At 63.8% G+C, this 25,856-nt stretch carries 21 protein-coding genes; 18 read left to right on the forward strand and 3 right to left on the reverse strand.

All coding sequences use genetic code 11. The annotated features are described in order from the left end of the window. The 15 genes from tssC (at position 1) to P9236_RS05215 (ending at position 18,449) form a co-directional block, all read left to right on the forward strand. Complete coding sequence (tssC, locus tag P9236_RS05145; protein WP_278073506.1) at positions 1 to 1,506, forward strand: type VI secretion system contractile sheath large subunit; 1,506 nt, start codon at positions 1 to 3, stop codon at positions 1,504 to 1,506. Between the two features lie 82 nt (positions 1,507 to 1,588). Beyond that, complete coding sequence (locus tag P9236_RS05150) at positions 1,589 to 2,038, forward strand: Hcp family type VI secretion system effector (protein ID WP_188131293.1); 450 nt, start codon at positions 1,589 to 1,591, stop codon at positions 2,036 to 2,038. After that, positions 2,025 to 2,777 carry a type VI secretion system baseplate subunit TssE gene (gene tssE, locus P9236_RS05155; RefSeq protein ID WP_278073550.1) on the forward strand — a complete coding sequence of 251 codons (753 nt, stop codon included), beginning with the start codon at positions 2,025 to 2,027 and terminating at the stop codon, positions 2,775 to 2,777. The genes P9236_RS05150 and tssE overlap by 14 nt, the downstream gene beginning before the upstream one ends. A 1-nt stretch (position 2,778) precedes the next feature. Beyond that, the gene (gene tssF / locus P9236_RS05160; protein WP_278073507.1) at positions 2,779 to 4,653 is read left to right on the forward strand and encodes a type VI secretion system baseplate subunit TssF; all 1,875 of its coding nucleotides are present in this window, start codon (positions 2,779 to 2,781) and stop codon (positions 4,651 to 4,653) included. Continuing rightward, complete coding sequence (gene tssG / locus P9236_RS05165; protein ID WP_278073508.1) at positions 4,617 to 5,696, forward strand: type VI secretion system baseplate subunit TssG; 1,080 nt, start codon at positions 4,617 to 4,619, stop codon at positions 5,694 to 5,696. The genes tssF and tssG overlap by 37 nt, the downstream gene beginning before the upstream one ends. Continuing rightward, positions 5,696 to 7,153, forward strand: a complete 1,458-nt coding sequence (gene tagH, locus P9236_RS05170) for a type VI secretion system-associated FHA domain protein TagH (RefSeq protein WP_278073509.1) — start codon at positions 5,696 to 5,698, stop codon at positions 7,151 to 7,153. The genes tssG and tagH (P9236_RS05170) overlap by 1 nt, the downstream gene beginning before the upstream one ends. 3 nt (positions 7,154 to 7,156) lie before the next feature. Further along, on the forward strand, positions 7,157 to 7,609 hold the full coding sequence (gene tssJ, locus P9236_RS05175; RefSeq protein ID WP_278073510.1) for a type VI secretion system lipoprotein TssJ: 453 nt from the start codon (positions 7,157 to 7,159) through the stop codon (positions 7,607 to 7,609). A gap of 37 nt (positions 7,610 to 7,646) precedes the next feature. Then, complete coding sequence (gene tssK / locus P9236_RS05180; RefSeq protein ID WP_278073511.1) at positions 7,647 to 8,981, forward strand: type VI secretion system baseplate subunit TssK; 1,335 nt, start codon at positions 7,647 to 7,649, stop codon at positions 8,979 to 8,981. 4 nt (positions 8,982 to 8,985) lie between these two features. Then, complete coding sequence (tssL, locus tag P9236_RS05185) at positions 8,986 to 10,314, forward strand: type VI secretion system protein TssL, long form (RefSeq protein ID WP_278073512.1); 1,329 nt, start codon at positions 8,986 to 8,988, stop codon at positions 10,312 to 10,314. Next, a complete protein-coding gene (gene tssM, locus P9236_RS05190) occupies positions 10,314 to 13,856 on the forward strand; it encodes a type VI secretion system membrane subunit TssM (protein ID WP_278073513.1) in 3,543 nt (1,180 codons plus the stop codon). The genes tssL (P9236_RS05185) and tssM overlap by 1 nt, the downstream gene beginning before the upstream one ends. Further along, complete coding sequence (gene tagF, locus P9236_RS05195) at positions 13,838 to 14,380, forward strand: type VI secretion system-associated protein TagF (RefSeq protein ID WP_278073514.1); 543 nt, start codon at positions 13,838 to 13,840, stop codon at positions 14,378 to 14,380. The genes tssM and tagF overlap by 19 nt, the downstream gene beginning before the upstream one ends. Further along, positions 14,380 to 15,462, forward strand: coding sequence for a DUF2169 domain-containing protein (locus P9236_RS05200; RefSeq protein ID WP_278073515.1), 1,083 nt, complete (start codon positions 14,380 to 14,382; stop codon positions 15,460 to 15,462). Before tagF ends, P9236_RS05200 begins: the two co-directional genes overlap by 1 nt. A 227-nt stretch (positions 15,463 to 15,689) precedes the next feature. After that, the gene (locus P9236_RS05205; protein WP_278073516.1) at positions 15,690 to 16,478 is read left to right on the forward strand and encodes a hypothetical protein; all 789 of its coding nucleotides are present in this window, start codon (positions 15,690 to 15,692) and stop codon (positions 16,476 to 16,478) included. A 3-nt stretch (positions 16,479 to 16,481) separates the two neighbouring features. After that, entirely contained in the window at positions 16,482 to 17,567 is a 1,086-nt protein-coding gene (locus tag P9236_RS05210) for a DUF4150 domain-containing protein (RefSeq protein WP_278073517.1), read from the forward strand. A gap of 6 nt (positions 17,568 to 17,573) precedes the next feature. Further along, positions 17,574 to 18,449 carry a hypothetical protein gene (locus tag P9236_RS05215; protein ID WP_278073518.1) on the forward strand — a complete coding sequence of 292 codons (876 nt, stop codon included), beginning with the start codon at positions 17,574 to 17,576 and terminating at the stop codon, positions 18,447 to 18,449. Positions 18,450 to 18,494: 45 nt separating this feature from the next. On the opposite strand, the gene P9236_RS05220 is transcribed toward P9236_RS05215, so the two are convergent. The 3 genes from P9236_RS05220 to tssI form a co-directional block, all read right to left on the reverse strand. Beyond that, positions 18,495 to 19,427 carry a hypothetical protein gene (locus P9236_RS05220; protein WP_278073519.1) on the reverse strand — a complete coding sequence of 311 codons (933 nt, stop codon included), beginning with the start codon at positions 19,425 to 19,427 and terminating at the stop codon, positions 18,495 to 18,497. A gap of 137 nt (positions 19,428 to 19,564) precedes the next feature. Then, complete coding sequence (locus tag P9236_RS05225) at positions 19,565 to 19,990, reverse strand: DUF6484 domain-containing protein (protein WP_278073520.1); 426 nt, start codon at positions 19,988 to 19,990, stop codon at positions 19,565 to 19,567. Positions 19,991 to 19,997: 7 nt separating this feature from the next. Next, positions 19,998 to 22,322, reverse strand: a complete 2,325-nt coding sequence (gene tssI / locus P9236_RS05230; protein ID WP_278073521.1) for a type VI secretion system tip protein TssI/VgrG — start codon at positions 22,320 to 22,322, stop codon at positions 19,998 to 20,000. Between the two features lie 307 nt (positions 22,323 to 22,629). Here tssI and tagH (P9236_RS05235) point away from each other — a divergent pair, with 307 nt between their 5' ends. The 3 genes from tagH (P9236_RS05235) to P9236_RS05245 all read left to right on the forward strand — a co-directional run. Continuing rightward, positions 22,630 to 23,715 carry a type VI secretion system-associated FHA domain protein TagH gene (tagH, locus tag P9236_RS05235; protein ID WP_278073522.1) on the forward strand — a complete coding sequence of 362 codons (1,086 nt, stop codon included), beginning with the start codon at positions 22,630 to 22,632 and terminating at the stop codon, positions 23,713 to 23,715. Positions 23,716 to 24,094: 379 nt separating this feature from the next. Continuing rightward, positions 24,095 to 25,585 carry a type VI secretion system protein TssL, long form gene (gene tssL / locus P9236_RS05240; protein WP_278073523.1) on the forward strand — a complete coding sequence of 497 codons (1,491 nt, stop codon included), beginning with the start codon at positions 24,095 to 24,097 and terminating at the stop codon, positions 25,583 to 25,585. Between the two features lie 28 nt (positions 25,586 to 25,613). Next, a partial coding sequence (locus P9236_RS05245; protein WP_278073524.1) for a hypothetical protein occupies positions 25,614 to 25,856 on the forward strand: 243 nt, incomplete at its 3' end.

Consider the following 25,856-nt stretch of genomic DNA (forward strand, 5'->3'; position numbering starts at 1 on the left):
ATGGCTGAACAGCAAAAGACCGCAGCCGCCACCGCCGAGGCGGAAGCAATCGATCTCGGCGAATTCAGCGGACTCCTGGAAAAGGATTTCAAGGTCAAGAAGGACGACAGCGAGAAGCTGCAGCAGTTGGTGCGCAACCTGGCGCTGGCGGCGCAGTCGCGCTCCGAGACCACCACCATCTCGTCCAATGCGATCAAGTCGATCAAGTCGCTGATCGCCGGGATCGACAAATTGCTGACGACGCAAGTCAACGAGATCCTGCACGCGCCGGAAGTGCGGGAGATGGAAGGCACCTGGCGCGGCCTCTGGTACCTCGTCAACAACACCGAGACGGATACCAAGCTCAAGATCCGGGTGATGAACATCTCCAAGGAGCAGCTGGCCGACACGCTCGAAGACTATGAAGGCCAGATGTGGGACCAGAGCCCGATCTTCAAGAAGGTCTACACGGACGAGTATTCGATGCTGGGCGGCGAGCCGATCGGCTGCATCATCGGCGCCTACGAATTCTCGAACCATCCGCGCGACGTCGGGCTGCTGCGCAACATATCCGGCGTCTGCGCCTCGGCGCATACGCCCTTCATCGCCGCCGCCTCGCCGCGCCTGTTCCGCATGGACAGCTGGCAGGAACTGCCCAATCCGCAGGACCTGGCGATGATCGTGAACAACCCGGCCTATGCCTCGTGGCAGTCGCTGCGCGAGAGCGAGGACGCCCGCTATATCGGCCTCACCATGCCGCGTGTGCTGGCGCGCCTGCCCTACGGCACCGAAACCGTTCCGGTGAAGGGATTCACCTTCGAGGAAGAGGTGGGGGGCGACCACAACAAATATGTCTGGATGAACGCCGCCTTCCCGATGGGGGTCAACATCAACCGCAGCCACAAGCTCTATGGCTGGGGCACGCAGATCCGCGGCGTCGAGAATGGCGGCACGGTGCTCAACCTGCCGGTGCACGCCTTCCCGACCGATGACGGGTCGATCGCGATGAAGTGCCCGACCGAGGTCGCCATCGACGACCGGCGCGAGGCGGAATTGGCCAAGCTCGGCCTGATGCCGATCCTGCACCGGAAGAACACCGACCTTGCGGCCTTCATCGGCGCTCATTCGCTGCAGGACGACGAGACCCGCGCCGGCCGTCTGGTCGATCCCGACGCGCAGTCGAACGAGCGGCTCAGCGCCAACCTGCCCTACCTTTTCCCCGTCTCGCGCTTCGCGCACTACCTGAAGGCGATTGCGCGCGACAAGATCGGCTCGTTCAAGGAACGCACCGACATGCAGATCTGGTTGACCGAATGGATCAACCGGTACGTGCTGGCCAACCCTGCCTTTGCCGACGACAAGGCGCGCGCCAAGCGCCCGCTCGCCGCGGCCGAAGTCCAGGTCGACAGCGTCGAAGGCCGGCCCGGTTACTACAATGCCCGTTTCTATCTGCGTCCGCACTACCAGCTGGAAGGTATCAACGCCTCGCTCCGGCTGGTGTCCGAACTGCCGTCAGTGAAGGGCTGAAATAGCAAGCATAGTGATCTGTTTCGTTTGAAAGCGGTGGAGAAAGACAATGCCGACAACAGTGAGAACGGATGGGCCTACAATGAAGATCGATGGTTTTTTGAAAGTCCCGGACATCAAGGGCCCGAGCAAGCGCGACGGCCATGAAGACGAGATCGAGATCCATGGCGTCGACTACAAGATGATCGCGCCCTACGACCCCAACTCGCTGTCGCGGCGCGGTCGCGTGTCGATGGGGATGATCAAATTCACCAAGCACTACGACAAGTCGTCTCCCTACCTGAAGAAGGCGCTGTTCGAAAACAAGGCGCTCGACGAGGTGGTGTTTTCGGCGCGCCGCACCATCGACGGCGAGACCAGCGACTACCTGGTGGTGACGCTCACCGACGCCTCGATCATGGAATACGATATGCGGCAGGCCAACGACGAGGCCGACCTGATCGAGGAAGAAGTCAGCTTCGCCTACAAGAAGATCAAGTTCGTCTATGACAAGGACGACGAGATCGAAATGGATGTCTATGTCGGCAAGTGAGGCCAAACGGCCTGGTGCGAAAGCGCAGCTTGCCGGCAGTTCCCGGGCAAAGCGCGAGGCGGTCCAGCCCTCCCTCTGGGACCGCCTCATCAACGATTTGCCCGGGCTGACCTCGGAGATCGACGGGCTGCGCCGACTGCTGGAAGAAGAACTCGGCGCCGAGCGCGTCGAGGCTCTTCTCGCCGGCAGCGCGCGCGCCATCGATGCCGATGCGGAATTGACGGCCGACCAGAAGCGGCGCCTGCACCGGCTTGTCTTCCAGACCGAGCATCGCGCCGAGATCGAAAGCCGCGGCGTGGTGGTGTCGGCGCGGGTGCTCAGGGAAGCCGTCCGGCGCGACATCGAAGCCCTGTTCAACACCGAGCGTTTTGAATCCGTTCCGATGCTCTCCGACGCCGAACACGAACAGCCGTTGGACGAATTGCCGTCGCTCGCGGATTTCCCGGAAGTGCGGCGCAGCGTCGTCAATTATGGCGTGCCGTCCTTCTCCGGCCGCTCGTCGCGGGATTTCGACCGCGATACCTTGGCACGCGAGATCCGCGCGGTGCTCGCAACTTTCGAGCCGCGTCTGAAGGAAAGCGCCACGACGGTCAATGTGACCCTCGGCGACAAGAGCGTCGGTCTGAAGATCGAGATCGATGCCGTGCTGATCATGACGCCGACGCCCGAACGCATGCGGCTGCGCACCACGATCAATCTCGACAACGGCTTGGCGCGAACCGAATTCCGGGAGACCTGAGATGGATCGGGTCTTCGTCGAATATTACGAAGAAGAACTGACCCATATCCGGGCGCTGGCCGCGGAATTCGCCGACATGCATCCGGCGGTCGCCCGCAATCTTTCCCTCGACACCGTCCCCTGCCCCGACCCCTATGTCGAACGGCTGCTCGACGGCGTGGCCTTCCTCGCCGCGCGCACGCGGCTGAAGGTGGACGCCGAGCGCTCGCGCTTCTCGCGCGCCGTGCTCGACGTGCTTTATCCGGACCTGGTGACGCCGGCGCCGGCAACGGCGATGGCCGTGCTGAAACCCGGCCAGCAGGTGCAGTCGATGATTGCCGGCCACGCCGTCGCGCGCGGCACGCGACTGGTCTCCGGGCTGCATCCGGGGCTTTCGACACGCTGTACCTTCACCACCGCGCAAGAGGTCACACTGTGGCCGATCTCGATCACCTCTGTAAGCTATTTCCAGGACCGCAGCGCGTTGGCTGCCGCCGGCATCGCGCCGATCGGCGGCGTGCGCGGCGAAGCGGCGTTTCGCATCGCGCTCGCCCGAACCGGAAAGGGCAAGCTCAGCGAGCTGTCGCTCGACCGTCTCGACCTCTATTTCGCCGGGCGCACCAAGGCGCCGCTTCTGTTCGACGCGATCTTCGGCGCCTGCTCGGCAGTCGGCGCCCGAGCGGAGGGAAAGACCAACCCGCTCTCGGCCTTGCCCGAGCCCGAAATGGTCGGCATCCGCGACGATGAAGCCTTGATGCCGCGTACTCGTCCGACCTTCGAAGGCTACCGGCTGCTGCGCGAATATTTCATGATCCCGGAGCGTTTCCACTATGTGCGGGTCGCCGGACTGCAGCCGGTGGTGCGCAAATGCGAGGCCGGGATCGAGATCATCTTCCTGTTCCGCCGCCCAGTACCCGAGCTCGCAGATGTGACGCCGGCCGATCTCGAGCTATTCGCGACGCCGCTCATCAATCTCTTCGAGCGGGAATGCAACGTCATCGAGATCGATCCGCGCAGGACCCGGCAGGTGGTGCACGCCGACCGCACCCGGGCGCGCGATTTCGAGGTCTTTCGGATCACCCGGGTCGAGGACGCCGACGCGGAAGGCGGCGAGGCGCAAATTCCCGAGCTTTTCAGCCTGGGGCAGAATCGCGGCAGCGGCTGGGTCTATTCGACAGAGCGGCGCCCGCGCCGGGCAACGGAAGACGAGCGGCGCGAGGGCCTGACCCGCACGTCCTACACCGGCGACGACGTTTTCCTGGCGGTCTCGCGCCCTGCTGGCAGCCCGGCGAACCGGCCGCTCAAGCGCCTCGACGTGATGGCGCTCTGCACCAATCGCGACCTGCCGATCCTGGACGACACACCGACGCTGACGCTGGAGACGGCCGATCCGGTCGAGGCGGTCAGGCTGCTCGGCGCGCTGCGGCCGCCGCAGCCGGCGATCCCGGCCTCGCTGCCGGCGGGCGCCGAGGGCGAATCCCGCGCCGATAATCTCGCCTGGCGGCTGGTGGCGCAGCTCTCGCTCAATTTCCTGAGCCTCGCCAAGGAGGGGCGCGGCGTCGATCCGCTGCATGCGCTGCTCGATCTCTATGCCGACCGCGGCGATCCAAGCCTTGCCCGCAACGTGCATTCGATCACGCGCATCGACTCGCGCCCGGTCATCGAGCGGCTCAAGATCGACGGGCCGATGTGCTTCGGGCGGGGCACGGAAGTGACGCTGCATGTCGACCAGTCGGTGCTGGCGGGGCAAAGCACGCTGCTGCTTTCGGCCCTGCTTGCGCGGCTGTTTGCCCGCCACGCCGGAATAAACGGTTTCGTGCGGACGCGCACGCGACTGCTGCAGAAGCAGGAGGATGTGCCATGGCCGATGACGCCCGGCAATCGCTACCTGATCTAGCGCCGCCCACCCCGAGCGGGGCCGCGCCTGAGGGACTCGGCGCGCTGTCGGAAAGCTTCGACTTTTTCGAGCTGCTGCGCCGGCTGGAGCAGAGGGGCGGACTGTTCGGCTATTCCGGCCAGGCCAGTCGCGAGCCGGCGCGGCTCGGCCAGCATGTGCGCTTGAGCTTTTCGGCCAGGGACGTGGTCAAATTCCAGGAGGCGGGCGAAAAGGCCCCGGCGCGGATAACCGTCGCCAATCTGGGACTCCTGGGACCTGAAGGACCGATGCCGCTGCATCTGACGCGCTGGGTGCTCGACCGGCTGTCGCAGCGCTGGTTTACCGGCGCCGATGCGGAGCAGACCAGCGACACGACCTTCGTTGACTTCGTCAACATCCTGCAGCACCGGATGATCGCGCTTTACTACCGGGCCTGGGCGGACGCGCATCCGGCGGTGCAGGTCGAGCGCTCGGTCGGCGGACGCATCCGGGCCATGCTGGAAGCGATGGCGGGGATCGGCCTTCCCGGCACCCAGGATCCCGAACTCGACACGGTGCGGCTGCGTCAGGCCGGGTCGCTCGCCAACCAGGTCGACGGCGCGGAGCGGCTGACGCTGTTTCTCGCCACGGCCTTCAAGGTGCCGGTTGAGATCAAGGAATTCGTCGCCGCCTGGATCACCATACCGGCGGCGCTGCAGAGCCGCGTCGGCAAGGCCTATGCGGCGCTCGGGCGTGGGGCGACGATCGGCCCGCGCGTCTTCAGCCGTCAGAGCCGGATCGAATTGCGCATAGGTCCGCTCAGCCTCGATGACTTCAAGTCCTTCCTGCCCGGCGAGCGGCGCCTCGCCATCTTCAAGAAAGCCGTGCGCGACATGATCGGCGAGGCGCTCGATGTCGATTTGCGCATCGTGCTTGCACGCGACGCCGTGCCGCCGCCAAGGATCGGAACCGTCCAGCTTGGCCGGACCTCCTGGCTCGCGCGCCCCGCCGAAAAGGGAGACGCCGACGATCTCAAGCTGCGCACGATCGTCGGCTGGCGGCCGGAAATGGCGGAGGCGGCCTGATGAGCCTGCTGCTGACGCTGGAACAAGGCCCGCGCTCCCAGGTGGTCAGGCAGACCCGACTGGACGAGGGCGAGCTGGTGATCGGCCGCAGCGCCGACGCCGGCTGGCAGATCGACGATCCGGACATGTTCGTCTCGCGCGCGCATTGCAAGATCAGCGGCGGCCGCGACGGCTACTTCGTCACCGACACCTCGAGCAGCGGGCTCTTCATCGACGATTCCGACAGCCCGCTCGGCGCCGGCAGGTCGACGCGACTGCAGAGCGGCATGCGATTGAGGTTGGGCGACTACGTGCTCTATGTCGAAGTCCAGCCGAACGCGAGCCAGACGTCGGTCGGCCAGGCCGCCAACCATTCGGTCCCTGCATGGTCGCCGCCGCCACAGCCGCGATCTTCGCCCAGCATCGGCGGCGACGACTTCTTTTCGGCCAGGGTCGAGGAAGAACCGCGGCGGCCGCGTCCGGCCAATCTGCCGGACCCGTTCGAGCAGCCCGTGCCCGGCGCCTATGACCGCGCCTCGAACCAGCGCAGCTCGCCCGCCTTCGACGACCCGTTCAGCCTCGACCCGGTAGCGACGCCAGCCTCGAGCGACGACGCGGCGGTGGGCCGGTCAGACCCGTTCGGCTTCGGCGACATGCCGCCGCCCAGAGATCCAGCGGAGCCCACACCGAAAGCGTCCAGCTTCGATGACGATTTCAGCTTCGGGCCGGCCGCGACGCCTGCTTCCACCGACGGCGCCGATCCGGCCGGCCGTGGCGAGCAGTTGGCCGACAAGCCGCAGGCCGCCCATCCCTGGGATATGCCGGCGCGTGCTGCGGAGCCCCCTGCTCCGCCGCGCCCCGCTTCCGCGCCCAAGCCGTCCCGCCCGGAACACGCGGCCCCTGCCTCGGAGATGGCGCTTCGCGCTGCGTTCCTGCGCGGCATGGGTGTCGAGGAAGCCGATTTTCCCGGCCGCGACGCGGTCGCCGAAATGGAGAAGTTCGGGCGCGAATACCGGCTGATGCTGGATGGCTTGATGCAGCTTCTGCGCAAGCGCGCCGAGGAAAAGGGAAGCGCCCGCGTCGCCCAGACGATGGTCGGGGCCTCGGAAGTCAATCCGCTCAAGTTCCTGCCGACGGTCGAGGACGTCATCGTCACCATCATCTCGGAGCGCAGCCCCGGCTTCCTCTCCGGCGAAGCGGCGATCGGCGATGCGGTGCGCGACCTCGCGCAGCACCATGTGCGCGCCTGGCGCGGCGTGCAGGCAGCGCTTCGGCGCATGATCGACCGGTTCGATCCGGCCGCGATCGAGGAAGAGCTGAAATCCAATTCTGCGATCGGCAACCTGCTTTCGGGCGGGCGCAGCGCCAAACTGTGGGAGCTTTACCAGAAACGCCATCGCGACATCGCCCAAAGCGCGGAATCGAGCTTCCTGGGCGAGATCGGCGCGGACTTCAGGGATGCTTACGAAGAGGAGTAGGACATGATCGATCGACGCGAATTCATCGTTGCCCTCGGCGCGACGGGGCTGCTTGCGGCTTGCCAGAGCGGCCCGCCGAAACCATCGGTTATCTCGGTCAATGTGAGCGGTGGCGCAGGCATGAATCCGGGACCGGGCGGCGGCGATCGGCCGGTGACCGTGCTGGTGATGCGGCTTGCCAGCACCGGCAAGTTCAATTCGGCCGACTATTTCGCGCTGCAAGGCGATGCGGGCTCGGCGCTCGGCGCGGACCTCATCGGATCCGACACGATCTCCGTCGCGCCGGGCAAGACCGCCGCCAAGACCATCACGGTCGAGCCGAACGCGACGGCGCTCGGCTTCGTCGCGCTGATCCGCGAACCTGGCGGCAGGAACTGGCGCACCACCAAGTCGGTGTCGCCAGGGTCGAAATTCACCATCAACGTCAGCCTCGGCAAGGGCGGCATTTCCGCCTGACGGAGAGACAACAGGTAGCAGTGCAGAGAGCAGCAGCATGAACGACACAAACAGGGTCCTATGGTCCGAGGGGCTCTTCTTGAGGACCCAGCACTTCCAGCAGCAGGACCGGTTCTTCGAGGGGATGGTGCGCGGCGCCTTGCAGGCCGGCCAGCTCCATACGTTCGGCTTCCAGCAGCTGACGCTCGACCAGTCGCTGCTCGACGCCGGCCAGGTTTCGATCGTGTCCGCGCGGGGTATTTTCCCGGACGGCACGCCCTTCTCCATTCCGGAACTGATGGACGCGCCCAAGCCATTGCCGGTCACGGCCGACACGGGTGCAGGCCCGGTGCTGGTCGCGCTGCCGCTCGAGCCACCCGGCGGCGTCGGTTTCGATCCGGCGCACACCGCGTCGACCGGCGCGCGCTATCACGGCAAGATCGTCTCGGTGCGTGATGCCGTGCAAGGCGGTGCGGATGCGGAAGAGATCGAGATCGCCCGGCCGCAGGCGGTGCTGCTTGCGCCCGGCAAATCGGTCGGCGGCTACACCGCGCTGCCGGTCGCCGACATCAAGGGCGTTCGCGCCGACGGCGGCGTCTCGCTCGACGAGAGCTTCCTGCCGCCGACACTGATCACCGGCGCGGTCGCCTGGTACCGGCAATTGCTGCAAGAGGTGGTCACCGGCCTCGACCAGATCGCCGAGGCGCATGGCAAGATGGTGATGGGCGGGCCGGGTCGCAGCGTCGAGGACCTTTTGATGCTCCACCTTGCCAATGCCGCGCGGCCGCGGCTCGCGCACATGCTGGCGCAGGACGTCTTTCATCCGGCCGAGCTCTATCTCGAGCTTGCCGGTCTCGCCGGCGAGATGGCGACTTACGGCTCCAGCTCGCGGAGGCTTGGCGAGCTGCCGGCCTACGACCATATGGCGCCTGGACCGGCCTACATGGCGCTTGCCGACGCCTTGCGCTCGCTGATCCTCAGCCTGCGCTACATCGAGCCGAAATCGCGCGCGCTGCCGGTCATGCGGCATGCGACCAATGTGTGGAAGGTCCGCATCGACAATCCGAAGCTTCTGGTCGCCAGCCGCATCGTCATCCGCGTCGGCTCCGAACTGTCGGAAGACGCGCTGCGCAAGATCTTCGTCAACCAGGCGACCGTCGGGTCGGCCGACCAGTTCGAAGGCCTGTGGAAGTCGCGCCTGCCCGGCATTCCGCTGAAGCCGCTGCACTCGCAGCCGCGCGAGATCCCCTATGACGGCGACCGGCTGTGCCTGGAGCTGGACCAGAAGAGCGAGCATTGGGCCTCGCTGCTCGACGCTCCCGGTTTCGTCATCGGCGTTTCCGGTGTGCTGCCGAGCGAGCCGCAGGTCGACTGCTATTCGGTGAACAGGTGAGGCCATGAGCCGGGATGATCCCTTCGGACTGTCGGAGGATCGCGAACGCACGCGCATCCGGCTGACGGGGGCCGCGCCCCGGCCGATGGCGCCGCTTTCGCCCGGCGCGCCGGTAAAGCGGGCGCGTGCCCATCCCAACACGCTGATCAACATATTCGCGCCGCTGCTCGAATTCGCACCGGAGCTCGAAAGCGCGCTCGCGCCCGAGAATCCGGAAGTGATGCGCACGCGCCTGCTCGACGAGCTGGTCCGGGCGCGCGACACCGCGATGGCGGCTGGCTCTTCGCTCGAGCGGGCCGACCAGGCCGCCTGGGCGGTGGCGGCGCTGCTCGACGACCTCGCGCTCAACACGCCCTGGGGCGGCGCCAGCGCCTGGCCGCGCCAGCCGCTGGTGGTGATGCTGCGCGGCGACGTCGATGCCGGCACGCAGTTCTTCTCGCGTCTCGACGAACTGGAGCGGCACCCGAACCGCGACCGCGAAATGCTCGAGCTGCAATATTACTGCCTGGCGCTCGGCTTCCGCGGCAAGTATCGCGTGCCAGGCCGCGCCGGCGACCGCTCGCTCAACGCCGTTCGCGTGGCGGCGGCGCGCTTCCTGCGCAATGCCGACGCCGAAGACGCGCCGCTGTCGCCGAACTGGAAGGGCGTGACGGCGTCCGACGAGCCGCAGCGCTTCATCGTGCCGATCTGGGTGATGGCGCTTGCGGCCGTGGTCATCGCCGCCGCCGCTTACATCGGTCTGTCGATGGGGCTGAGCAGCCAGGCGGTCGAGCTCTCCGCACTGGTCCGCACGCTGCCGCCGCCCTCGCGTGGCGACGTTACCCGCGCCCCGCCCAAACCGGATGCTCCCGAACCGGAACCGCCGCAGCCGGTCGATTTCGCGCTGCTGCCGGAATTCAAGGCCGAGGCGCCGGATAGCCTCAAGGGGGCGCTGAGCGGCACCGAGAGCGTGTCGCTGGCCAAGCTGGTCATCCAGTCCTCCAACCCCGAATTGTTCCAGTCGTCGCGGCCAACGCTCACAGAAGGCTACGAGCCGCTGATCGAGTCGATCGCCAAGGTGATCCTCGCCAACCAGGAGCTGATCGGGAACATCACCGTCGTCGGCCACACCGACAACGTGCGTCTGCAAAAATCCAATCCGCTTTCGTCCAACCAGCGGCTGTCGGAAGCGCGCGCCGAGACCATAGCCAGCCTTCTCGTGCAGGCCGGCGTGCCGCAGGAGCGCATCCATTCCGAAGGCCGTGCCGATACCGATCCGGTGGCCGACAACGCCACGCGCGAGGGCCGCGCGCTCAACCGCCGCGTCGAGGTCCTGGTCGAGAAGAGGCTGTGATGTTCATCCTGCGCTTCCTCTGGGCGGTTCTGACCTCACGCTTCCTTTGGACGCTGATCGGCATAGCGCTGCTTTCGCTGCTGATCTGGGTGTTCGGCCCGATCGTCCAGGTCGGCCCTTACGCGCCGTTCGAATCCGACAATGTGCGCATCGCCATCATCGCCGGACTGATCATCCTGTGGCTGATCTGGCTGATCATCGCCCAGCGGCGCGCGATCCGCGCCAACCGCCTCTTCGTCGCCGAGATCGCGGCGCCGGTGCAGGAAAAGCAGCTTACGCCGGGCGAAGAGAGCGTGGCGGCGGTCGGCGCCAAGTTCGGCGAGGTGATGGCGGAGCTCAAGCGGCGCAAGCTCGGCGGCAGGAAATTCCTGCGCGAGATGCCGTGGTATGTCATCGTCGGACCGCCGGCCACCGGCAAGACGACGGCGCTGCGGCAGTCCGGCCTGAACTTCCCGATCGACCTCACCGATGACCTGCAGGGCGTCGGCGGCACGCGCAACTGCGACTGGTTCTTCTCGGAGAACGCGGTGCTGATCGACACCGCCGGCCGCTACGTCCAGCAGGAGAGCCAGCCGGATGTCGACGCGACGGAATGGCTGGGCTTCCTCGATCTTCTGAAGAAGCATCGGGGCCGCCGCGCGCTCAACGGCGTCATCGTCGCGTTGTCGATCGACGTGCTCTCGGAAGGCGACGAAGCCATCAAGGCGCATGGCCGCAAGATCCGTCGCCGGCTGGCTGAGCTGAACGACCGGCTCGAAATCCGCCTGCCGGTCTACCTGATGCTGACCAAGGCCGACCTGATCAAAGGCTTCGAAGCCTTCTTCGGCGGCTTGTCGACCGCCGCCCGCGAACAGGTGTGGGGAACGACCTTCCCGCTCGATGCCCGCATCGACGCCAAGACCGTCGAAAAGGAAATCGCCACGCTTGCGGCAGAGCTCGAGCGGCGGCTGGTGCCGAAGCTCGAGGACGAGGACAAGCTTGGCGCGCGCGCCGAAATCTTCCGCTTCCCGGCCCAGCTCGCCAGCCTCTCCGAGCCGATCCAGGTGCTGGTAGACGCGATGTTCGGCGAAAGCCGCTACGAGGAAGCCGCTTGGCTGCGCGGCCTCTATCTGACGTCGGCGACGCAGGAAGGCGCGCCGATCGACCGGCTGACCGCGGCACTGTCCTCCTCTTTCGGGTTGCCGCCGCGCCGCGCGATGCTGGCGCCGCGCGTCGAGAAGCGCAGCTTCTTCCTGCGGAATCTTCTGACCGAAGTCATCTTCAAGGAAGCCGGCTTGGGCACGTTCGATCCCCTGGCGCAGCGCCGCCGCGCCTGGATCTGGCGCGGCGCGGCCACGGCCTGCGCGCTTGCCGCCCTGCTCGCCTGCGGACTGTTCACCTGGTCCTATCTCGACAACCGCAATGCCATCACCGAGCAGGCCGGCCAGTTCGAGGCGCTGCAGGCGCCGCTGACCGACGTTTCAGCCGCACCGGCATCGGTGGAGCAGCCGACGATGGATGGAGCGCTGGCCGCGATGGACGCGGTGGCGACGGCCCGCACCACGCCGCCGGACGCGGCTCACAATCTGCTCGGGCCCACCGCCTCGGCGGAACTCGTGCGCGCGCAGACCGACACCTATGACCACGCGCTGCGCAACGTGCTCGAGCCGCACATGGTCGCCCTGCTCGAGGCGACGATGTGGCGGCAGATCCGCGATCCGGACTTCATGCTCGGCGCGCTGAAGACCTATCGCATGATGACGGGCCTGTCGCAGATGGACGCCGACTTCGCGCAGAACTGGTGGGTGAACAGCCTGCCGGAATTCGCGCCCGCCCCGCCCTTCCCTACCGCCGACGCCGAGGAACACCAGCTTGCCGCTATCCGCCGCATGGCGGTCGACGACAGCTACATCGCCCCCGACAAAGAGCTGGTCGCAGAGGCGCTGAAGACGGTCTGCACGATCTCGCTGCCGGAGCGCGCCTACAAGCAGCTGCTCGCCGACCCGGAAGTGGCTGCCGTCAAGGAATGGCTGCCAGCCAATTTCGCCGGGCCCAACGGCGCGAAGGTGTTCGCGCGCCGCTCCGACAAGACACTGCGTGTCGGCGTTCCCGGCGCCTATACCTATGCCGGTTTCCACGATGCGATCCTCGACCGGCTCGAGGATGTGGCGGCGCAGGCGGCACTCGACCGGGCGGTGTTCGCCGGCGGTTGCTCGGAAAATTCCGAGACCTCTGTATCGGCGCTGTCAGAGGACATTCTGAAGCTCTATTACGACGACTACATCGCGCAGTGGGACAGTTTCCTGCGCGACATGCGGCTGGCGCCACTGACCGACCTCAATGTCGCCAGCGAAAACCTCAAGGATCTTTCGAGCGCCGATTCCGCGCTGAAGCGGCTGCTTACCGCGGTCGTGCAGGAAGTCGATCTCACCCGTTCCGACGACGCGCCGGCCGATGACAAGAGTGGCGGCGCCGCAAAGACCGGCTCGAAGCTGCTCAGCAAGCTCGGCAAATTGGGCAAGGTGGTGAAAACGGGAGCGAAATTGCTGCCCCGCGCGGGCTCGGCCGATCAGGTCGATATGACCGGCAGCCTGGTGGCCGCGCATTTCAAACCGCTCAAGGGCACCATCGCCGAAGTCGACGGTCAGCCGCCGGCGCTCGACGCCGCGGTGGTGGCGCTGACGGCGCTTTCCAACGTGCTGCAGACGGTGACCGCCAACCCCAACCCGCAGGACGCCATCAAGAAGCAGGGCGGCCTCGCGGAACTGACGGGAGCTGTGGCCAGGCAGGCGCAGATCCTGCCTTCGCCGATCAACGACTGGCTGGGCGGCATTGCCGGCGACACCAGCGGGCTGTCGCAGAAGGCCGTCACCAACGAGCTCAACGCCATCTGGCGCGCCGACATCCTGCCCTTCTGCCAGGCGGCGCTCAACAACCGCTATCCCTTCAGCCCCGACAGCGCGGTGGATGTCAATGTGCGCGATTTCCAGCGTCTGTTCGGTCCCGCCGGGTTGATCGACGCCTTCATCAACGACCACCTGATCAACTATGTCGACACCGCCAGCGAGCCCTGGAAATGGCGCGCCGATTTCGGCCTCGATCCTGCGGCGCTGCCGGCTTTCGAGCAGGCAAGGCACATCCGCGACGACCTTTTCCCGGGCGGCAGCGGCCCGGTGATGAACTTCACGCTGGAACCAAAGGACCTGTCGCCCAACGTGGCGCGGGTGACGCTCAACCTCGATGGCCAGAACCTCGTCTACTACAACAACGCGACGAGGCCGCAGCCGATGACGTGGCCCGGCAAGGACGGAACCGGTGTGATCTCGCTCGCCTTCCAGCCGGTCGACGGCTCGCCCGAGGTGATGCTCAACGAAACCGGCAGTTGGGCATGGCTGAGGATGCTGCGCGGCGGCAAATTCGCCGGCACCAAGCTCACCGACGTCTACAGCCTGCGGCTGGGCACGAAAGGCATGTATGCCGATTTCGAGCTGAAGGCGGCCAGCGTCGAGAATCCCTACACGCTCGAGATGTTCAAGAAGTTCACATGTCCGCCGCAGATCTGAACATGCCCGGCTTCTACGGCAAGATGCCCGCCGCCGGCGATTTCGTGACGCGGCGGCTGCCGGGCGATTTCGTGCGCATATGGGACCGCTGGCTAGCGCAACACATCGTGCCGCTGTTCGGCCTTGAAAACTGGCCGACGGACATCGCTTTGCGCTTCCTCAGCGGTCCTGCTTCCTTCGGCGCCGCCGCGGGTATCGTGCTGCAGAGCGCCGACAGGGTCGGCAGGCGGTTTCCGCTCAGCGTTGTCGCGCGGCTTGCCGAAGCGCCGCTGAAGCTTGCTTATGCCGATGTCTGGTTCGAAGGCATCGAGAAAGCCGCTTTCGCAGCGCAACGGGGTGAATTGACGCCCGACGAGCTGGATGCCGCCCTGACAGCCCTGCCGGTTCCGCTTGCCGATGGCCAGGGCGATATCATCGACGATCTCGTCATGTGGACCGCGCGCACGGATATCTTCGACGTCGATCCGCAGGCGCCGCAGCCGGCGCTGGAGCAGATCTTCGCGGCTAGTTGGGAGACCAGTTGATGTTCGTCAGCCAGAACACCACCCCGTTTCTCGCCGAGACTTTTCCCTATCAGGATAAGCACTGCGTGAAGTTCTGCGTCGCGGTCGTTCGCGCGACATACGACGTCGACGAGCAAGGCAACTGCACACCTGCGAAGGAGCAATCGCCTTTTGTATTTGCAGACACGCACTACGGCGACCCCGAGACGACGTCGGTACGCGTCGAAAGCGATTTCGTTCCGGTCAAGCCAAAATGCGAAGTGCTGCTCGACGCCCGGGCGGTCACACCAATCGGCCGTCCGGTGGAATCGATGGAAGTTGCGCTGATCGGGCCTGGCATCGATAAACGAGCCATCCTCACCGGGCAAAGGCGCTGGTTCAAGACAGGCCTGGGTGTGCAGGCCTCACGGACTACGCCCTTTGTCAGCATGCCGCTTGCGTGGCATCTCACTTTCGGCGGAACTGACAGGACAGATCCCGAGAAGCCGCATGGCGATGGCGTGAACCCCATCGGCACCGGCTTCCTGGTGAACCAGGCCAATCCCGATGGCGTCCTGTTGCCATGCGTGGAGCATCCGCAATCGCGTGTCCGCATCTGGAACGACCGCGTGAAGCCGATCGGCTTCGGCCCAGTGCCGCGCTTCGCCAAACAGCGCGCGCAATATGCGGGCACCTATGACAAGCACTGGCTCGACAATATTTTTCCCTACTTGCCGCCGGATTTTGATGACCGTTATTTCCAGGCGGCGCCACAAGATCAGTGGCTTGATCTGCTTAGCGAAGGAATGGTTTTCGGCTGCCTAGGGATGACTGAAAGAGGGCGCTTCGCGGCTAGGTTGCCAAGGCTCTCGGTGCCGGTCCGGTTTGTTTACGAAGACCGCATTGAGCGCAAGACCCTCGTGCCCGACACGTTGAACATCGTGCCGCACGAAGGCAAGATCGTGTTGGTGGGCCGCGTGAGCACGAAGGTTCCGCGCAAATTCGTCAAACTGCAGCAGGTCGAGATTGGCGTTAATCTCATCCCGGATGATGATGATAAACCACACTACGCTGGACTGGGCGCGGCAATTGAAGCCCTGAAAAGTCGACGGCGCCTGTCATGAGTTGGGTTGCCTGCATAAGCCTGGTGACGCCGGTTGGCTACAGCGCCGCCAGTTCGATCGCGGCCATGCGGGGAAGAATCGCCGCATTCAACGAGCTAAACTATCACGATGCGGAAGGCGAGCCGATCATCGGCGCAACAGTCGACGCCTTGCCGCTCAAGCTTCGAGGCCGCGACCGCATCTCGGCGCTGGTCAAACTCGCATTCGAGCAACTCGATGCTGACAACGTGACCGGCCTGCCTTGGGGGCAGATGCCCCTTCTGTTGTGCACGCGTGAGAACGAAATGCCTGGCGGCAGGCTCAAAGGAATTCTGGCGGGAATAACGCTACCGGACGGACGTGGGCTGACGGGACCGAAGCTGTTGCATATCGCGGGCGGCTCCGTCGCGGTCTTCACCGCATTGTCGCATGCCGAAAAGCTTTTGAAGAGCGAAGGATTTCCCGCATGCGTCATCGTCGCCGTCGACAGTCTGGTGGATGCGCGAACGTTGTCCTGGCTCGATCTCCACCAGCGCTTGAAGACCAGTATCGTCACCGACGGACTGGTGCCTGGTGAAGCCGCCGGGATCCTGGTGATGACGCGCGATGCCGCTTCTTTGACCGCGATCAGCATTCTCGGCATCGGTTTTGGCGTCGAGAGGTCGACCTTGTTCAACGAGACGCCGTTCCGAGCCGACGGATTGAGCGCCGCCCTGAAAGCCGCGCTCGCCGATGCCGGCGTGCCTATGCACAAAGTCTCGTTTCGGCTGTCCGACGTTGCTGGCGAAAGCTACGCTTTCGAAGAGTTGGTGCTGGCACAGATGCGCAATATGCGTGAAGTCCGGCCCTGCCAAGACGTTTGGCACGCAGCGGATTGCATTGGCGACAGCGGCGCCGCCGCGGGCATCATCCAGTTCGCCTGGGCCGAGCAAGCCTATGCGCGCAGCTATGCGCCGGGAAAGCTCGCGGCGCTCCATGCAAGCTCTTGCTTCGGCGCAAAGGCCGCAGCGATTGTGGCACCCAGAAGGCCGAGTTGACCGATGACAAAAGACGTCTTCGCCGAGAAGTGGGAAATCGCCGGGAAGAACGGTATGAACAAATCATTGGCGCGCTTTCCCGACGTGTGTCTGTCGCCGCCTTCGCCGCCAGCCGGGCCTATCCCGGTTCCTTATCCCGACACGTCGTTTTCGACAGACCTCAAGGAAGGGTCCGAGACGGTCAATATCGGTGGCAAGCCCGCCGCGCTGGCCCAAAAGTCCTATTACAAATCGTCGCCTTTGGGCAACGAGGCGGCCACCCGAAGCTTTGGCGCGTCTGTCATCACTCACCAAATCACGGGCAAGACCTACTTCCAGGCCTGGGCGATGACGGTGAAGTTCGAGGGCAAGAACGTTTGCCGGCATATTGACATAACAACAAGCAATCACGCCTCGCAGATCGGCGCAACGCCACCGGCGCCTACGAATGAAACACAAGACATGAAACAAGCCAAGGTGGCCATCAAAGCCGGCAAATGCCCCTGTTGCGGCAACCCTTTGCATAAGTGGCAGAAGGATCCCAAGACCAAAAAACCGTATCCGGTGATGACGGCGGGCGCCTTCTGGCGAAAGCAGATCAGCTTGATCAAAGTGCCGGACAAGCAGGCCGAGAAAGATCGACTAACTAAGACGCTCAAGCGGATGAACAGAAGAAAGACCAGGCAGCGCAAGGCAAGAAAGGCCGGTCAGCCGAGTTGCCCGAATGTTCAAACGAAGGAAAACCAGGGCTGCGCTCTCCATTTTGACATACCTCAACACCGTGATACGCCTACACGATATCGTCCGACCGTGAAGCGACCAAATGGTCCAACAGCGGCCCAGGCTGCGTACGACGCTTTCAGCCCGAAGAAGAAGAGCGCGGTTCTGAGCACCTGGAGCAAGGTGAATCCGTCGAATCCCATTCCAGCTTCTTATCCTCCGCCAAGCACGAAGCGACCGGACAAACTTAATCATAAGACGCCGCGCATGGCGGGTGGCTGCAACGATCAGGGAAACGTCGTTCCCCAGCACTACATGAACACCAAGGCATGCAACGATATTGAAGATGACCAGAGCGAACTGGAAAAGGTCGCCAGCCTCATTTATTGACTGGACATGGAACACTATCCAAAGATTGCCAACACCGCATTCGAGGAACTCAGCTATGGGTTTCATCCCAAATCGTTCGACCTCTATGCGTTGGACCTCGCCCGCCTCGAAACGAGCACGCGCGCATGGGAGCGGATAGCGGCGGTTCTGCTAGGATGCTCGCGCGGAAACTTTTCCAGGCTTCCGGAACTCGGCCCTTTGATGCGAGACAATCCGCTTTACCTACTTTGGCACGCGATCGCCAACATTTCCGGTTATGCCGGCACACTTCAGTCGGTGCGGCAGACTTTCGATTATATCGAGGACAAAAGCGGAGACAATTTTCTCTTTTTTCTGGCAATTGCACTGGGAGCTACATCCAACCTCGCTGCAGTCGACTACCTCATGGAAGCGCACAAACGAGCCGGGGACATCGACCCGCTAAGACAGATCGAGCAGGAAATATCCTTCCTCCTCGAAGCCGAGGATGGCCCTTTGATGGCGGGTTCCATGGAGGAAGTCTTGACGGATGAGGGCTGGGTCGAGAGAGCTAACCGCGAAAGATATTTCGACCAAGTGAAGCAGGCGCAAGATGCGGTGCTGGAGCGCGTAGGCTCCAAGGATATTCCGATCTATGGAGGCGAGGCGATTGACATCGCCAAGATTGCGAAGCGCATGTATGACAACCTGGACCAGGACGACGAGCGGGAGCAAAGACTGGCTCGGGAAGCGACGCTGTTCGAGGCCGCCACAGGTATAAATTGTTCGAAAATGTTCGATCGCAGCGGCAACTTGAAATCGTTGCATGCAGCCGGGATCCTAGAGGCATTTTTCGACGGCGACCAGATCGAGAGCTTCAGGCCCGGTCAGAGATATTTTTTTGGGCACCCGATAGCGACCTGAGCAGTTCCACGCGTGTGCGGAGAGATCGCTGCTGCGAGGTTGGCCCTATTCTACAAATCCACTCGCCTTGCCCCATTCCATGACTCTGTCAGCCAGCGGGATTTTCTGTTCGCCATATTCGAAGCGGCGGACAAATTCCAAACCGGCTTCGGCTGGGTCGATGGTGAACAAATCATCTTCTTGCGCAGCGTCGGGAAAGAGCTCCAGAAAGGCCGCACCCGCCGCGGCGGCCATCGCGGGTTCGCGCATGCGATCGATGAGCCAGTTGAGGTAGGTCTTGTCGTTGAGCATCCCAACTGCGCGGACAGCCACCGGGTTCGCGGCGCGCATCAGACCTCCCAGCCAGGATCGGACTTCCTGCGGCTGCGTTGTCTTGATCAAAGTACGCAACGCGGTGAGTGCGTTAGCGTCGTCTGATGCGGCTACGGCCTGAAGGTCAGGCCTAACCCGCTCCCCAAATCCAAGCTCTGCGAGTGCGATGCCGGCCCAGAAGCGTACCTGAGCGTCGCGATCATCGAGCAGCGCGGCGACAACTTGGACAAACTCGATATGTCGAAGTCCCGCCGTGAGCCTAAGACCGATACACCGCGTCTCTGCGCCAGAGTCCTTTAGCAGATGCAAAAGCATTCTGCCGGGGTCCATTTTGTGCACTTCGATCGCGTGAGCGGCAAGTTGCCGCCTAACGGGATCCTCGTGCGACACCCACTGCCTGACCCACCTCGCGATCTTGTCCGCTCGATGGATTTCCAACGCGCCAACAAAGCCGTAAGCCGTGCTCCTTTCAGCGCGGAAGAACTCAATCGACTCGTTCAGGCTTTTTTCGTCTTCCAGCTCAATTGCGAGCCATGCACACGTGAAAAGTTCGCCTTTGTCGGGAAAATCGGCCCATTGTTCGATGGCAAATGGCCAAGCCGCCGCGCCGGCGATCCGCAGCGCGTCTAGATGCACGTCAAGCCGCTCGCCAATGCTCTTTGCCACCTGGACGTCCGGCGGGTCTGCATTCAGTAGCGTATTTCGTTGCGCCCAAAGGAATGCCACCAATTCGACATGCTGACGGAGCACGTCACCAGCCACCCTGTTGGGCCGCGACTGCGTTGTGACCTGTGGCAGAGTCATCAGTTCAGATTCACGGAGCCACCGCGGATATTGTTCGCACCGCTGGCCTGGCTCACGATGTATTTTCCGCGAAGCGAGATATGTCCATCACTGTCAAGTATGAGACTGGACTTTCCGCAGCGAAGTTCGATCCTCTTCGAGGCCTTCAGTCGGACATATTCACCATCGCTGATAACGCGTTGGGCGGCGCCCTTGCGCGCTGGTTCGATGATCGGCCCCATGATGAGCGGACGTCTCGGGTCGCCGTCCTGAAACAGCAACGCCACTTCTGATCCGATCATAGCCTGATCGAGCTCAACCAGGCTTCTGGCTCTCAGCGCCACATCCAGGGGATTGCCGGGAAATACAACCAGCGGACCCTGATCGTCGAAACCAAGGAACAGCCCGATGACCACCCCATAGATACGCTCGACAACTTTGCTCATCGCGACCTCAATTCTCGTTGATCTTCGAGCCCTTCAGGATGATGTCACCCGAAGCCTTGGCGTTGATCTTACCAGATGCTTTCAAGAAAATGTCCTTTCCCTCCACGACGATCGTGCCATCCTTTTTCATGACAACCTTCGAACTTCCGCATGTCAGGGTGATATCGTCCGTCGCTTCGATCGACAGGCTTTTGCCAGACTTTGTAACCGAGTCTTCTTTGATGTCGGTAAGGCTGCCCTTTGCAATCTTGAGCATGAAGCCGCCACCAACATCGGTGGAGTCGTTCGATGTGATTTTGGCGATGCGCGAGGCACCCACATCGGTTGCCTGTGACGCGGCGATCGAAACCGTCTGTCCGGCACCGATGCTGATGCTTTGATCGGCGCCGATAGTCCAACTGTCGGAGGCTCCAATTTCGTGGCTCTGACTGATGCCCACGCTGACTGCCCGCGTCGCTCCGATGGTGTTAATCTGTGCCGCGCCGACAGTCCGTGTCTCAGCCGCCCCCACCGTATCGACACGCGCCGCCCCCACCGTCACCGTCTGCACCAACCCGACCGTCTGCGAATGGTTGGCGTCGATGTTTTCCGTCGAGTTCGAGACGACGTGGATCGTCTCATTCGCCATAACCGTCAGCGAGCGGTTCGCCCCCACCGTCTCGGTGTCGTTCGACCCGATGTTCGTCGTCTGGTCGACGCCGATCTTGACCGTCTTGTTGTTGCCCACGTCCTCGTCGAGGTTGTGACCGACTGAGTGCTTGGCGTCGTGGTCGATGCGGTCGGACTGGTCGTGCTGCACCGTCTTGTTGCGGTCGTGCTTGATCAGCAGGTGGTGGTCCTTCTGCGCCTGGAAGTTGACCAGCTCGGAGCCGGCCTTGTCCTCGAACATCAGCTCGTTGTAACCGCCGCCGCCCTTGGATGAGTTCGACTTCCAGCCCGACTGCGTCGCATTGCCCGGCAGCGCGTAAGGGGGCATCTCGGCGGCGTTGTAGACGCGGCCGGTGATGATCGGCAGGTCCGGATCGCCCTCGATGAAATCGACGATGACCTCCTGGCCGATGCGCGGGATCTGGATGAAACCCCAGCCGCTGCCGGCCCAGGTCTGAGACACGCGCACGAAGCAGGAGGAGTTCTGATCCTTCTTGCCGAGCCGGTCCCAGTGGAACTGCACCTTCACGCGGGCATATTTGTCGGTGAAGATTTCTTCGCCGGAAGGGCCGACCACCGTCGCCGTCTGCGGCCCGCGCATGATCGGCCGCGGCGTGATGCGCGGCGGCCGGTAGGGCAATTTGGTGGGCGCGACCCCCAGAACGACCTTGAAATTCTCGCTATGGGCCTCGTTCTGGGTCCGGTAGCCCGGATCGAATAGCCGGTATTCGGCGCTGATCACCAGATAGTCCTGGTTCTGGTCGTCGCGCGGAAAACTCTCCAGCTTGAACTTGCAGCCGGAAAAGATGCCGCGCACGGTGCCCACCGCCGTGCTGCGCTGGTGCACCGCCTGAAGTTCCTCGCGGCGAATCCCCGCAATCGTGTCGCCGCGCCCGACATCGAGATGCGCTCCAGGCTGGCGGTAGTTTTCGCCTGCCGCCTCCTTATGGCTGAACGGCTGGGCGGACTTCGCCATCAGGTCCGCGCCAGGCTTCTCGAAATCGTAGTCGGTGTGGGCATAGGCGCCCGGCCGCACCGCGCTGCCGGGGATCCATTCGGTGATGTATTCGACGTCGCGCCGCGAGCCCTGCCCCTCGAAATTATAGAGCACCTTCTCGTAGCCAGGCGCTGCCTTCAGCTTGCTCATCGCATCGCAGAGCACCAGCGTATGCTTGCCCTCGTCATGCTCGAAGAAATAGAAGATGCCCTCGTGCTCCATCAGCCGCTGCACGAAATCCAGATCGCTTTCGTCATACTGCACGCAATATTCGCGCTGGGGGTAAGATCCCTGCAGCCGCTTCTCGAATTTCGCGATGCCGTATTTCGAGAAGATTTTTTCGATGATCTCGACCGCCGTCATGTTCTGGAAGATGCGGCAATCGGTGGTGTTGCCGAGGAACCAGAGCCACGGCCTGACCACCGCCTCATAAAAGGCCAGCCGGTCCTCGATGCGGGTAAGCTTGAATTCCGACACCAGCCCGCTGAACCAGCGTTTCGGATCGGATTCGCCTTCGACCGAAACGACGCCGCCGAGCATCTTCAGCGGATCGACATCATGGCTCTTCGAGACGAAGCCGACGGTATAGGCGAAACAACGGCTGATCTCATCGCGGCCGATGAGATGGGTGAAAGTCAGGTCGGCGCCAACCGGCGTCTGCACAACGGTGGCACGTTCGTTCGGCATGGGTCGTGCCCCTCCTGGACGCGGCCGCCAGTGTGATGGTTCGAAGCCCCCGCTCTGTAAACTGCATCACGTTCGGGAAGTTTTCGCATTCATCGCACCGGACCGATCCAAACCTAGCACATGTTTGGTGCCGGCCAAACAACAGCGGTGCCTAAACGGTGGCGATGCGCCGATGTGAAACGCTCCTCTCCCGTCGTTCCCGCAAGCTGCTAGAATGCCGGAGCAATTCCGGGAAAAAGCGCGCAGCGGTTCTCCGTCCGGAATTGCGAAGCAAGTATTTATTTACCAAGTTCGGCGACGCTTCCGGATGTTCATCTCGCTCCAGATCAGCAATGTCGACAGGCTGCCTCCGGGCACGGCGGCAAGCTACGCCGTCCGCGGCCGCAGCTTCGAGATCGGCCGCGAGAACTGCGACTGGACGCTCGCCGATCCGGACAAAATCATCTCGGGCCGGCATTGCGAGGTCCGCTACCAGGCGGGCGCCTTCTGGCTCTACGACATCTCGCGCAACGGCACCTTCATCAACGGCTCCAGCCAGCGTATGGCCGGGCCGCACCGGCTGGCCCACGGCGACCGGCTGCTGATCGGCCGCTATGTCATTTCGGTTTCGATCGACGAAGAGCGTATCGCCACCGGCCATCCGCAAAGCCGGAGCGGGTCAACGCAACGTGAGCTGCCGCCGTCGACAGGCAGGCCGCTGGAATTGGGCAACGAGCCGTTCTTCAGTCCGAAGGAGCAGCGGCCCGGACGAGGATTGCCGGCATCGACGTCCTCGGCGCTGCAGCCGCCGCCGACCCCGGCGGCCCCGCCTGGCCGGCCCGCGGCAGCCGATGCGCTGTTGCGGGATATCGCTAAGGCGGCCGGCATTTCGCCTGACCTGCTTCAGTCGCGCGATCCGCATGAAGTGGCCGCCGAGATCGGCACCGTGCTCAGAACCACGGTCGAGCAGTTGTCCCTGCTGCTCAAGGCGCGCGCGGCGGCCAAGGTGCTGGCCAAGAGCGCCAACCGCACGATGATCGGCGCGGAGAACAACAACCCGCTGAAATTCGTGCCGGGCATCGACGACATACTGGAGATCATGTTCGCGAAACGCAGGGCCGGCTACCTGGACGCCGCGCACAGTGTCGAGGACGCCTTCCGGGACCTCAAGGCGCACGAATTCGCTACCTATGCCGCCATGCAGGCCGCGCTTTCCAGGCTGCTCGACGACCTGTCGCCGGAGGCGATCGCCAGGAAACTGCCGCCGGCCTCCTTTTCATCCAAGAAGAGCCAGGCATGGGATGCCCTCGTCGCCACCTGGCGGACCATGGAGGAGAAGCATGAAAACGGCATGCTCGACGTCTTCCTCGCCTATTTCAGCGAAGCCTACGCCAAGGCCGGCAAACAGAAGTAACGAACCCGGCGTTATGTGAGCGGTCTCACAGAAGAAACCGCTGCTTTGAGCATCCTGCTTTCCGATTTCAATCGGCCACCCGTGCAGCCAAAGCGCGTCGCGATCGTTCGGATTCGCTCCATGCGCTTTAGCTTTTGATTTTACGCATGTCTTTGTCCCGAAACCGGTTCCCACTTTCGGGAGACATGCTTTAGGATAAGCGCACGGAAGCTTGCCTGGCGGGCAAAGCGGCGTGGCTTGGGGCGTGTGCAGCAATGTCATGTTTCGGCGAGATGAGCCTTTCCATCCGGCCCGCCGCCAAACCTTGGCGTGAAAGGCGCGAGGCCGGCCTCATTTCCCGTCAGAGAAACGATCGCCACACCTCGACGGTGGACCGCCGATGAGCTCGAACGACGATCCCTCCGTGCCGGCGGACAAGACCGTCATCCGCGCGCCACGGCCAAGACAACGCTCGCCCGCGGCTCCCGAGAGAGCCGCTCCTGGTGGCGTCGCGCCAGCCGCCCGGGAATCGACTGTGTTCGATCCGGGCGTCGGCCGGCAGATGCCGACCGGCTGGTCGTCCGGGACCGTTATCCACCAAGGTGCTTCCGATGCGGCGCCTGCTGCATCCGCGCCCGCGTTGCAGCAGGAAATCCTGCTTAATGCCTCGCACGGCGTGAAATACGCCGCGGCAAATCCAATTCTCGCCGCGGCAGCTCCCTTGCTGATGCTGTTCGGCCAGTTGCGGCTGATGCCGGTCGAGAGGCAGGCGGCACCGCTCGCGGAGCATATCGCCGAAGCGATCGAAACATTCGACCGGGAGATGACGAAAGCCGGCATCGCCGAGGAGGACGGCAGAATCGCAAAATTCGCCCTTTGCGAGACGGCCGACGATCTCGTCGGCAACCTGCCCTGGCCGAAGGAGGACAGCTGGAGCGGGCACAGCCTGGTAGTGCGGTTCTTCCACACCAAGCCCACCGGCGCCGGTTTCTACGAGGCGCTGAACAATATTCTGGGCAGCCCGGATGGCCATCACGACCTGCTCGAACTGATGCATGCCTGCCTGTCGCTCGGGTTCGAGGGCCAGTATCGCGGGCGGGCCGGCGAGCGAGACACACTCGAACGTGTCCGGCGCGACGTCTACGACACGCTCCGCTATTTCAGGCCGCGCGCCGAAGACGACATCTCTCCCCATTGGCAAGGCATGGCGGCGAAGCTGTCAAAGCCCCGCGCGCGGCTGCCGCTGTGGGCGGTGGCGGCCGCCGCGGCGACGCTGGTGACGGCAGCGTTCTTCGGGTTGCGGGTGCTCATCACCGACCAAGGCGACGTCACCGCCGGCGAATTGCTGGCGCTCAATCCTTCGACCCCGGTCACCATCGAGCGCGCCAGCGCGCCGCTCGCCGAACCCGCGGAAGCCGCCCCGCCGCCCGTCGCTCCCACCTCCACCCAGTTCGACCGCATCCGCGCAGCCTTGGCCAAGGAGATCACCGGCGGCGGGCTGACGGTCGGCACCAAGGGCAACTTCATCGTCGTGGAGGTCAACAACCAGCTTTTGTTCGCGTCAGGCCAGGCGGAGCTGAAGACAGAGTTCCAGCCCATCGCGGCCGACATCGCCTCCGCGCTCGACGGCGAGCCAGGGCCGATCCGGATCGTCGGCCATACCGACAATGTGAAGCCGAAGAAGTCGAGCACGTTCAAGTCCAATTTCGATCTCTCCGTCGCCCGCGCCAAAGCCGTTCAGGCAGTGATGGCCAAGCAATTGAAAGACCCGTCGCGGGTAACAGTCGACGGCAAGGGGGAGGATGAACCGATCGCCGACAATGCGACGGCGGACGGCCGCGCCAAGAACCGCCGCGTCGATGTGATGATCGCAAAGGAGGAGACGCTGTGAGCGGGCGCGGCAGGGAGCGGCGGTACTGATGCGCTGGGTGCTCAGGATATTCAGCCTGCTCGCGCTTGCCGGGTTCTCGGCGGCAGTCTGGTATGCCGGGCCGCTGATCCGCTTTGCCGACACCCGTCCGCTCGCACCAGCCTGGTTGCGAGCGACGATCATCGGCGTGACCGTCGCGCTGCTCGCGCTCTTCTACGGCATCCGCTTCTGGCAAGGACGCAAGGCACAAAGGGCGCTCGAGAAAGCGGTCGTCGCCGGCGGCGCCCGCAAC

It is taken from the genome of Mesorhizobium sp. WSM4884, from assembly GCF_029625675.1.
Lineage (GTDB): Bacteria > Pseudomonadota > Alphaproteobacteria > Rhizobiales > Rhizobiaceae > Mesorhizobium.